The 9,343-nt window shown below is 70.7% G+C and carries 11 protein-coding genes; 5 read left to right on the forward strand and 6 right to left on the reverse strand.

Features of this window, described 5'->3' with window-relative positions:
• Nucleotides 1–71: 71 nt before the first annotated feature.
• The gene (locus WG209_RS03615) at nucleotides 72–1,076 is read right to left on the reverse strand and encodes an SGNH/GDSL hydrolase family protein (RefSeq protein ID WP_337173638.1); all 1,005 of its coding nucleotides are present in this window, start codon (nucleotides 1,074–1,076) and stop codon (nucleotides 72–74) included.
• 221 nt (nucleotides 1,077–1,297) lie between these two features.
• Between WG209_RS03615 and WG209_RS03620 the strand changes: the two genes are divergently transcribed.
• On the forward strand, nucleotides 1,298–2,059 hold the full coding sequence (locus WG209_RS03620) for a radical SAM protein (protein ID WP_337173639.1): 762 nt from the start codon (nucleotides 1,298–1,300) through the stop codon (nucleotides 2,057–2,059).
• Between the two features lie 13 nt (nucleotides 2,060–2,072).
• On the opposite strand, the gene WG209_RS03625 is transcribed toward WG209_RS03620, so the two are convergent.
• The 3 genes from WG209_RS03625 to WG209_RS03635 all read right to left on the reverse strand — a co-directional run bounded on the left by WG209_RS03625 (nucleotide 2,073) and on the right by WG209_RS03635 (nucleotide 5,029).
• Nucleotides 2,073–2,312, reverse strand: coding sequence for a hypothetical protein (locus WG209_RS03625; protein WP_337173640.1), 240 nt, complete (start codon nucleotides 2,310–2,312; stop codon nucleotides 2,073–2,075).
• A 177-nt stretch (nucleotides 2,313–2,489) separates the two neighbouring features.
• Nucleotides 2,490–3,527, reverse strand: a complete 1,038-nt coding sequence (locus WG209_RS03630; RefSeq protein ID WP_337173641.1) for a tellurite resistance/C4-dicarboxylate transporter family protein — start codon at nucleotides 3,525–3,527, stop codon at nucleotides 2,490–2,492.
• Nucleotides 3,524–5,029, reverse strand: coding sequence for an MFS transporter (locus WG209_RS03635; protein WP_337173642.1), 1,506 nt, complete (start codon nucleotides 5,027–5,029; stop codon nucleotides 3,524–3,526). The genes WG209_RS03630 and WG209_RS03635 overlap by 4 nt, the downstream gene beginning before the upstream one ends.
• A gap of 262 nt (nucleotides 5,030–5,291) precedes the next feature.
• Between WG209_RS03635 and WG209_RS03640 the strand changes: the two genes are divergently transcribed.
• From WG209_RS03640 to WG209_RS03650, 3 genes are all read left to right on the forward strand, one after another.
• A complete protein-coding gene (locus tag WG209_RS03640) occupies nucleotides 5,292–5,792 on the forward strand; it encodes a fasciclin domain-containing protein (RefSeq protein WP_337173643.1) in 501 nt (166 codons plus the stop codon).
• Nucleotides 5,793–5,916: 124 nt separating this feature from the next.
• Nucleotides 5,917–6,474, forward strand: a complete 558-nt coding sequence (locus tag WG209_RS03645) for a sigma-70 family RNA polymerase sigma factor (RefSeq protein WP_337173644.1) — start codon at nucleotides 5,917–5,919, stop codon at nucleotides 6,472–6,474.
• Entirely contained in the window at nucleotides 6,471–7,283 is an 813-nt protein-coding gene (locus tag WG209_RS03650; protein ID WP_337173645.1) for an anti-sigma factor, read from the forward strand. Before WG209_RS03645 ends, WG209_RS03650 begins: the two co-directional genes overlap by 4 nt.
• A gap of 7 nt (nucleotides 7,284–7,290) precedes the next feature.
• Here the strand turns inward: WG209_RS03650 and WG209_RS03655 are convergent, their stop codons facing one another.
• Nucleotides 7,291–8,112, reverse strand: a complete 822-nt coding sequence (locus tag WG209_RS03655; protein ID WP_337173646.1) for a TatD family hydrolase — start codon at nucleotides 8,110–8,112, stop codon at nucleotides 7,291–7,293.
• Nucleotides 8,109–8,582 carry a transcriptional repressor gene (locus WG209_RS03660; RefSeq protein ID WP_337173647.1) on the reverse strand — a complete coding sequence of 158 codons (474 nt, stop codon included), beginning with the start codon at nucleotides 8,580–8,582 and terminating at the stop codon, nucleotides 8,109–8,111. Before WG209_RS03660 ends, WG209_RS03655 begins: the two co-directional genes overlap by 4 nt.
• A 400-nt stretch (nucleotides 8,583–8,982) precedes the next feature.
• Between WG209_RS03660 and WG209_RS03665 the strand changes: the two genes are divergently transcribed.
• A partial coding sequence (locus WG209_RS03665; protein ID WP_337173648.1) for a NusA N-terminal domain-containing protein occupies nucleotides 8,983–9,343 on the forward strand: 361 nt, incomplete at its 3' end.

Genomic DNA, 9,343 nt, shown 5'->3' on the forward strand with positions numbered 1-9,343 from the left:
TTGGAAACGTCTCCTCGACCATTCCTAGCACGCCCGCCCGGCCGCCGCCAGGGGAGTTCACGACGCCGCGTTCAGGCCGCGCGACGGCGGGCCGCGGCGACGATCCCGAGGCCGCCGATCGCCGCCAGGACGATGGACGAGGGCTCGGGCACGACCGCCCGGAAGGCCGCCTCGGCGATCAGCCGATGGACGGCCGTGGTGGGATGGACGTCGTCCCAGTACAGGTAGTGGTCCGGGTTCGGATCGCCGCCCATCGAGATCGCGACCGCGGCCTGGTCGGTCAGATTGGTCAGCCCGAAGGCCGAGGGGTTCGCGAGGATCGCTTCGAACGTCGTGTTCGCGTCGCTGTACGTCACCCGGGCGTCGGCGCGGGTGGCCCGGAACTCGGCCATGGCCCCGGCCAGCACGGCGTTGAAGGTCGCGGCGATCTGGTTGAGGCCATCCTTGACGGCCCGCGGCTGATTCGCCACGGCCGGGATGCCCCCGAGGTACGGCACTCCGCCGATGAGGAAGTGTCGGCCCCCCAGGTCGTACAGGGATTGCGCCGCGGTGATCACGTTCCCCACCGCCGCCTGGATGCCCGCGAGGTCCGAGATCCCGCCGTGCAGGATGTCGTTGGCCCCGGCCCAGATGGAGATGAGTTTGTTGGAGTCCATCGAGCCGCCGCCCAGCGAGCCCTCGAACGACTGGACCTGCGTCAGCAGGTTCGCGATCGGCATCCCCCCCAGCTCGACCGGGGTGGAGTACCCGGCGCCGCTCTGGGCGTAGGCGTGGGCGTAGTTCGAGCCCCCCAGGAGGCTGGCCTTCGGCGCCTCCAGCCCGAGGGACTCCGCCAGGTAGTCGACCCACACCTTACCGTTGGTGAACTTGCCTTCGGAGTAGACGTGATAGGGGAACGGGGCCCCGGCCGCCGTCACCATCGCGGCGACGTTGCCGCCGTCGGAGAGGCTGTCGCCGAAGACCACCAGCCCCGAGTAGCCCCCGGCCCTGGCCTCCGCCCCGATCGTCGCGGCCGTCGCCAGGCAGGCGGCCCAGGCGACCCGCCGGAACAGCCCGCCGCGTCTCGCTTCATCCATGGTCATCCTCGTCGTCGTGGATTCCGCTCCGGCGACGTCCCCGCGCCGGGCCGCGCGCGTCCTTCGCTGCGAGGGAGCCAGCATGCGGCGAGGCAGATTAATCGATTGCAAAGGATTTTCAAGATGATTTTTGAAATCCGTGGGTTTGCCGCGTCGGGGGAGCGTCGACCCGGGCCGATGTTGGTCTGGGCGGGGGGAGGCGCCCGGGGATACGATGGGATATGACGCCCCTCGAATCCTCCCCGGCCGATCCCGCCATGCACGACCTCGCCGCCCATGATCCCAGCGCCGCTTCGAACGCCCTCGCCCGCCGGCTCCGCCCGCTGGAGGGGAAGGCGCCCGGGACGCTGATGGTCCACGAGGTCTACCGGAGCATCCAGGGGGAGAGCACCTTCGCCGGCCTCCCCTGCGTCTTCGTCCGGCTCACCGCCTGCCACCTGCGCTGCGCGTACTGCGACACCCCCCACGCGTTCCAGCAGGGGAGGCCGATGTCGCTCGACGCCGTGCTCGACGAGGTCGAGAAGCTCGGCGGCCGGCTCGTGGAGCTGACCGGAGGGGAGCCGCTCCTGCAGGAGGAGGCCTATCCCCTGATGTCGACGCTGGCCGATCGCGGCTGGACCGTGCTGCTGGAGACCAGCGGCGGCGTCCCGACCGACAGGGTCGATCCCCGCGTCCATGTCATCCTGGACGTGAAGACGCCGGCCTCGGGCGAGGTTGACGCCAACGTCTGGTCGAACCTCGACCGGCTCGGCCCCCGCGACGAGGTCAAGTTCGTCCTGGGCGATCGCGCCGACTTCGACTGGGCCGTCGAGTTGATCCGCCGTCGCGGCCTGGCCCAGCGCGGGCCCGTCCTGATGAGCGCCGTCTTCGGCCGCGTCGACCCGACCGACCTGGCCGGCTGGATCCTGGAGACCGGCCTGCCGATCCGCCTCCAGGTGCAACTGCACAAGATCCTGTGGGATCCGAAGGCCCGGGGCGTCTGACGCCGACCGGGCGTCACCAGCCGAAGGTCGACCGCATGCCGATGAAGTGCTGGACCAGCAGCAGGACGACGACGTAGGCCGCCACGCGCAGGAGCATCGCCGAGAAGTTGCCGGCGATGCGCAGGACGTCCTGCCCCGAGGAGACGCGATCGACGCCGCTGCGGGCGGCGATGAACGCCCCGGCCAGGAACAGGACCATGATCGGCGTCGTGACCGCGGCCGCGGCGACGATGTGTCGGATGTCGATCTCCATATTCGACCTCGCTCCCCCGCGCGGAGGCGCGGCGACTCCCGCGTCAGGTGCTGTCTCGACGGCGCGCGGCCCATTGAACGCGAAACGCCGCCGGCCGTCGACCCCAAGAACCGAAAGAATTGTTCGAGGCAGTGCAATCGCCGTGCCGAATCGGCGACGGGGCGACCGTTCCCCCCGTCAGCCCGGGGCGCGGAAAAGTCGGGCGAGCGACCGCAGCATCCCCACGAAGGTCAGCGCCCAGGCCGCCATCGCCGCCAGGATGAAGGCGCGCGGGATCGGCAGGAGGAAATCCAGGCGCATCGCGCGCGACATCTCCAGGGTCGCCGAGGTGTACATCCCCAGGGGGAACACCGCGCCCCAGTAGAGCGGGTCGTAGGCCATCGGGAACCGCTTGTATCCGTGCCTCCAGACGGCCAGGATCACCAGCATCGGGATCCACCAGGTCCCCGTCGACCAGTAGAAGATGGTGAAGCCCTTCAGGAACGGCAGCAGCGAGTCCAGGAACCACGCGTCCGGGGCGTTCTCGATCAGCCGCGCGCCGACCAGCGTGGAGATGGCCATCGCCCCCATGTTGATCCAGTACGGCGGCGATAGATCGCCCGGCGACATCGGCAGGAACGTATAGCGATAGAAGATCAGCGAGATCATCCAGATATACAGCATCCCCCCGCATAGCCACATCGACAGCGCCAGGAAATTCAGGTGCAATCGATGCGGCTGCCCGAGATGCTGCGCCAGCAGCGCGCTCAAGGTCGCGACGGATTGCGTGGCCACCACCGCCAGGAGCCAGCCCCCGGTGATCCCTTTTTCAAGCGGGGGCTTCTCCGGCTTGACCGTCAGCGCCGTGAAGATGGTGTAGGTGAGCGCGACCCACAGCGCGACGCCGACCCCCCACAGGATCAGCGCCGACTCGTAGGCGCCGGCCACGAGGATCAACTGCCCGCCGAGGACGCACGTCCCCGCGACCGACGTGAAGAAGCCCGGCGCCGTGTTGTGCCCGGTCATGTCGGCCCAGACCGCGTCCGGGTGCCGCGCGACCCGCCAGATCGTCAACGCGCACAGGACCGCGTATTGCGCCACGTTGAGCGCGAGGAAGCCGATCGCCGCCCGGTGGTACCCGGTCTGCTCGCAGGCGACGCCGACGATGCCGGTCGCCATCACCAGCGCGAAATAGGAGGGCGACAGGCGGCGGATCGACTCCGCCGCGCGGCTCATGCCGAGTCCCCCGCCGGCGGGGTCGGCCCCGGCTCAAGCGTCGTCGGCATCTTGTGGACGACGACGTGCATCCAGATCAGGCAGGCGGCGCCGAACAGGAACAGCAGCACCCAGCACGTCGTCCACAGGCCGGTCGCGTCCAGCAGCAGGCCGAAGACGATCGGCAGCACGAACCCGCCCAGCCCCCCCAGCACGCCGACCAGCCCCCCCACCACGCCGATCTCGCGCGGGAAGTATGCCGGGATGAGCGTGTAGACCCCGGCCATGCCGAAGCCCATGGCGATCGCCAGCAGGAACACGAAGGTCGTGAAGACCCAGCGGTTGGCCTGGAAGAAGACGCGCGTCGTCCCCTGGGCCAGCAGTTCGCCCTTCTTGACGGCCTGCCCCTCCGCGACGACCGGCTCCTGCCATTGCGCGGTGGTCGGCAAGATGAGGTGCCGGTCCACCGTGAAGTCGAGCAGCCTGGCCGGGTCCTTCTCGTTCAGGGGGAGCCTGGCCCCGTTGGACAGCTCGATCTCGGTCGCCGAGACCCGCGTCACCGTGGCGTCCGCCCCCGCCACGACCCCCTGCCCCGGCGTGTGGATCACCATCGCCGCCGGGAACAGCAGCAGGCTGAAGACCATGCTCGTCGCCAGCGACCAGTATACCACCCGCCGCGCCCCGATCTTGTCGGACAGCCATCCCCCCAGCGCCCGGAAGCCCGACGAGGAGAGGCTGTAGATCGCGGCCAGGGGCCCCGCCACCACGATCGAGAGCGTGTAGACGTTGACGTAATACGGGATCAGCCATTGCGACAGCGCGATGAATCCGCCGAAGAAGAACGCATAATACATCCCGAAGCGCCACACGCGGAGATGGCGCAACGGCGTTAGCCGCGCCGCCAATCCCCCGGCGGCGGGCGCGGCGCGGCGGTCCTCGGTCGTGAGCCAGAACAGGACCGCCGTGGCCACCAGGAGCCCGGCGTACAGCTTCGGCAGCGTCCGCCAGCCCTCCAGGTCGGTCGCGGTGAGCTGGCGCAGCAGCAGCGGCGCGAACATCGAGGTCGCCGCCGCCCCCACGTTGCCCATGCCGAAGATCCCCAGCGCCGTGCCCACCCGGTCCTTGCCGAACCAGACTGACGTGTACGCCACGCCCGCCGCGAACGCCGCCCCCGCGACCCCGAACCCCAGCCCCGCCAGCACGAAGTCCATGTACCGGTTCGCGTGCGAGACCAGGTACATCGGCGCGGCCGAGACCAGCATCAAGGCGCAGAACACGACTCGCCCGCCGAAGCGATCGCACAGCACCCCGACCGGCAGCCTCATCAGCGAGCCCGTCAGCACCGGGACGGCGATCAGCACGCCGATCTGGCTGCGGCTCCAGTCGAACAGGCCCCTGTCGGCGAAGAACGTCACCAGCGGCCCGTTCAGCATCCACGCCGCGAAACAGGCCGCGAACGCGAACGTGTTGACCGCCAGGATCCGCCACGCCGTCTTCCCCGGGTTCGCGTGATTGCCGCTCATTGGGTGACGCAAGCTCTCGACGAGGTAGGGGCGTCGCATCGGGACGGCCGGCGGTCGGCGCGAGTCCATGCTTCGATCGATTCCCCGGCGGCCTGAATCTGGACCTGTTGGTCGAGAATAAACGGTCGGGGCTGAAATACAAGTCGGGACCGAATTCGAATCCGATCCGCGGGCCCGGGCGAATTCAAGCACGTGGGCCGCGACGCCGGCCCGCTCGACTCCGACACCATCCCGAATCGGCTCCCCAACCAGGAGATGGCCCATGTCCTCGATCGCGAAGTGGTTCCTGCCCGCCGGCCTCGCCGCCGTCGTTGCCCTCCTCGCCCCCGCGTCGTTCGCCCGCGGCGACGACGATAAGTCCGATATCGTCGACACCGCCGTCGCGGCCGGCTCCTTCAAGACGCTGGCCACCGCCCTCAAGGCGGCCGACCTGGTCGACACGCTCAAGGGGGACGGCCCCTTCACCGTCTTCGCCCCGACCGACGACGCCTTCGAGAAGCTGCCCGCCGGCACGCTCGACGCGCTGCTGAAGGACAAGGCCAAGCTCAAGGCCGTGCTCCTCTATCACGTCGTGAAGGGAGAAGTGAAGGCGGCCGACGTGGTGAAGCTGAAGTCGGCCAAGACCGTGGGGGGCGAGTCGGTCGAGGTCGACGCCACCGACGGCGTGAAGATCAACGACGCGAAGGTCGTGAAGGCCGACATCGAGTGCTCCAACGGCGTGATCCACGTGATCGACGCCGTCCTGGTGCCCGACGCGAAGTGACCACGGCCTGACCAAGGCCCCCGCCCGGCCCCTCCGGTCGCCGCCCGAGCCCTCGGGGACGCCGGAGGTCGAGCCGGGCGGGGTGTTGTCCGGCCATCCTCGGATGGGCTACAATCCGGCCCGGATGTCAAACTCACTCCTCCGCCGGGTCTCGGCGGGAGATCAAGCCGCGGTCGAGGAGGTGCTGGACCGCTACGGCGGCCTGGTCTGGTCGCTCGCGCGCAAGCTGCTGGGTGACGACGACGCCGAAGACGGGGTCCAGGAGGCTTTCATCGACGTCTGGCTCGCGGCCGGGCGGTTCGACGAGAGCCTCTCCTCCGAAGCCGGGTTCATCGTCATGATCGCACGCAGGAAATTGATCGACCGGGCGCGAAAGCGCGGGCGGTCGCCGAGGACGTCGAGCCTCGTCCCCGACCTCGCCTCCTCGGAGACGGGCCAGGCCGAGCGGCTGGAACGCGACGACGAAGTCGCCATGGTGACGTCCGCCTTCCGATCGCTCCGCCCGGAGCAGCAGGCCGTGATCCGGCTCGCGGTGTACGACGGGATGTCCCACTCCGAGATCGCCGAGGCCACCGGCCGGCCGCTGGGGTCGGTGAAGACGCTGGTCCGTCGGGGGCTCATGCAGATTCGGGAGGCCCTCGGATCGGCCTCCGGCCTGGACGGCCGGGGGGGGGCGGGATGAACGACGGCCTGTCCCCGGACGATCGCGACCGCCTGGACGGGCTCCTCGCCGAGGGCGCGGCCTTCGGGCTGTCCCCCGACGAGGCGGCCGAGATCGAACGGCTCTCGGCCGGGCGCGGCGACGTCGATATCGAGGAGTTCGAACGACTCGCGGCCGCCCTGTACGTCGGCCTCGGGGCCGGCGCCGGGGAGAAGCTCCCGGACCACCTGAGGCGGATCTGCGCCGACCAGGGGCGGGATTTGCTGGCCTCCGGGCCCGGCCCCGCCCCCGCGCCCGTCCGACCTCCCGTCGTCGCCCCCCCCCGCCGATGGGCGGGCCCGCCGGCCTGGCTGGGGTGGGTGGCCGCGGCCGCCTGCCTGCTCCTCGCCGTCGCGACCTGGTCGCGGCCTGTCGACGTGAGCCCCGCCGTCGAGCTGGAGCGTCTGCGAGAGGAGGTCCTCACCGCCGGCGACGCCCTCACGGTCCCGCTCAAGGGGGTCGGCCCCGGAGAGGGGTCGAGCGGCGATCTCGTCTGGAGCAATCGGCGGCAGCGGGGATTCATGCGGCTCCGCGGCGTCGCCGCGAACGACCCGAGCCAGAGGCAGTACCAGCTCTGGATCTTCGACCGCGCCCAGGACGAACGCTACCCGATCGACGGCGGCGTCTTCGACATCAACGCCCCGGGCGAGGCGGTCGTCCCGATCCACGCGCCCATCAGGGTGCGAGAGCCTTATCTCTTCGCCGTGACGGTGGAGAAGCCCGGCGGCGTGGTCGTCTCCGACCGCGACCCGATCATCCTGCTGGGCGATCCCGCCGCGCCCGCCACCTGACGAGGCGTCAGCCCTCGGGCAGCCGGAATAGCTCGCGCGCGTTGGCGGCCAGGGCCCGGGCGAGTTCGCCCTCGGGGACGCCGCGGACCTCCGCCAGCTTGCGCGCCGTCCAGGCGACGTTCGCCGGCTCGTTGGTCCGGCCCCGGCGGGGGTCCGGCGCGAGGTAGGGGCTGTCGGTCTCCACCAGGAGCCGGTCGATCGGGACGGCCGCCGCCGCCTCGCGGAGCGCGTCCAGCGACTTGTTGCCGAAGGTCAGCATCCCGGCGAACGAGACGTGCAGGCCCAGCTCCAGGAACGCCTCGGCCTGGTCGCGGTTCCCGGTGAACGAGTGCAGCACGCCGCGCGTGGGGGGCTCGAACTCGCGGAGCGCGGCGACGACGTCGGCCTCGCAGTCGCGGCAGTGGATCACGACCGGGAGGTCGCGCTCGCGGGCCAGCGCCAGGTGTCGCCGGAACCATTCCTGTTGGAGCGGGAACGGGACGCGGTCCCAGTAGCGGTCGAGGCCCGTCTCGCCGATCGCGACCACCTTCGGCGCGGAGGCCAGCTCGACGATCCGCCGCCAATCGTCCTCGGTGGCGTCGAGCAGGCCGTTGGGCTGATACCCCACGGCCGCGTACACCTCGGGATGCTCGGCGGCGATCGCGACGACCTCGGCCGAGTCCTCCGCCGTGATCCCGATCGCCACGACCTTCTCCACCCCCGACGCCCGCGCGCGGGCGAGGACCGCGGGCAGGTCGCGACGCAGGCGGTCGTCCTGGAGATGGGCGTGGGTGTCGACGAGCGGGCCCAGGTTCGGGGGGGGGCCGGGGTCGGGGCGCCTGGCGCTCACGATTCGCGCCCGCCTTCGCCGTCGGCGTCGCGATAGCCCAGCAGCTCCAGGCGATAGCCCGTCACCCGGAACCCGCGACTCCGCAGCTCGTCGGCCAGCGCCGGGTCGAGCCGCTCGATCAGGCCGGGGTCGTACTCGGTCGGCAGGTCGTGGATCGCCCCGGTGCGCAGGCAGCGGAAGTGATAATGGCGGTCGCCGCGCGCGTCGTAGCGCGTCGGCCCCGCGGCGGCCTCGGGCTTGAGCCGGTCGACGACCCCGACGGCCGTCAGCGCCTCGAGCGCCTTGTAGACGGTCGCCAGGCTGATCCTGGGCAATTTGGGGCGCACCGCCTGGAAGACCTCCTCGGCCGTGGGGTGGTCGTCCATGGCCGCGAGCTGTTCGTAGACCGCCAGCCGCTGGGGCGTCGACCGCAGGCCGGCCGCCTCCAGGGCGTCGCTCAGGGCGTCGAGGTCGAGGCGCGTCGAATTCATCGGGATCCCGCGACGATCGGATGGGTAGGGGCGTCCTCCGCGGGCCCGCCCCCGGGGCCCCCGCCATTGTCGGGACGCTTGACAGAACTGTCAACATCCGGATAGGATGGGTCCAGGGCCGGGGTCATCGGTTGACGGGTGGATTAGGCCCCGACCCCCGGGGTCGATCCCGCCCAGCGCGTGCCCGCCAGACCGCCTCGCGCGGCCGGCGACGCGGAGGACGACCCGAAGGCGCTGCCTGCTCGACGGTGTCGCGACGACGACGCGGGCCCCCCCCAAAACCTTACCGGGGGCGGCTCGGCCTCGTCGGAGACCGGCCTTTCCCGGCCGGCCGCCGCATCCGCCCCGCGCGCGTCGAGACCGCCCGGAATAGCCGGAATGCACGCCTCGGAGGGTAGGAATGAGCGTCGATTTGGTCCGGATCGTCGATAGCATCCACCGCGACAAGAACATCTCGAAAGAGATCTTGTTCGAGGGGATCCAGTCGGCGCTCGCCACCGCGGCGCGGAAGCACTACCCCGAGGCGGCCGACATCGAGGTCGTCATCGACCGGGACACCGGGACGATCGCGGCCACCAAGGACGGCGAGCGGATGGACCCCGCCGAGCTGGGCCGGATCTCCGCCCAGACGGCCAAGCAGGTGATCATCCAGAAGATCCGCGAGGCCGAGCGCGACAGCCTCTTCGACGAGTTCGAGGACCAGCGCGGCGACCTGATGACCGGCACCGTTCAGCGCTTCGAAGGGGGCGCGGTCATCGTCA

Source organism: Paludisphaera sp., from assembly GCF_037189885.1.
Classification (GTDB): domain Bacteria; phylum Planctomycetota; class Planctomycetia; order Isosphaerales; family Isosphaeraceae; genus Paludisphaera.

Bases quoted from the DNA above. Each gene is read 5' to 3' on its own strand.
- WG209_RS03615 (WP_337173638.1), bottom strand. From the start codon at position 1,076: ATGGATGAAGCGAGACGCGGCGGGCTGTTCCGGCGGGTCGCCTGGGCC.
- WG209_RS03620 (WP_337173639.1), top strand. From the start codon at position 1,298: ATGACGCCCCTCGAATCCTCCCCGGCCGATCCCGCCATGCACGACCTC.
- WG209_RS03625 (WP_337173640.1), bottom strand. From the start codon at position 2,312: ATGGAGATCGACATCCGACACATCGTCGCCGCGGCCGCGGTCACGACG.
- WG209_RS03630 (WP_337173641.1), bottom strand. From the start codon at position 3,527: ATGAGCCGCGCGGCGGAGTCGATCCGCCGCCTGTCGCCCTCCTATTTC.
- WG209_RS03635 (WP_337173642.1), bottom strand. From the start codon at position 5,029: ATGAGCGGCAATCACGCGAACCCGGGGAAGACGGCGTGGCGGATCCTG.
- WG209_RS03640 (WP_337173643.1), top strand. From the start codon at position 5,292: ATGTCCTCGATCGCGAAGTGGTTCCTGCCCGCCGGCCTCGCCGCCGTC.
- WG209_RS03645 (WP_337173644.1), top strand. From the start codon at position 5,917: ATGTCAAACTCACTCCTCCGCCGGGTCTCGGCGGGAGATCAAGCCGCG.
- WG209_RS03650 (WP_337173645.1), top strand. From the start codon at position 6,471: ATGAACGACGGCCTGTCCCCGGACGATCGCGACCGCCTGGACGGGCTC.
- WG209_RS03660 (WP_337173647.1), bottom strand. From the start codon at position 8,582: ATGAATTCGACGCGCCTCGACCTCGACGCCCTGAGCGACGCCCTGGAG.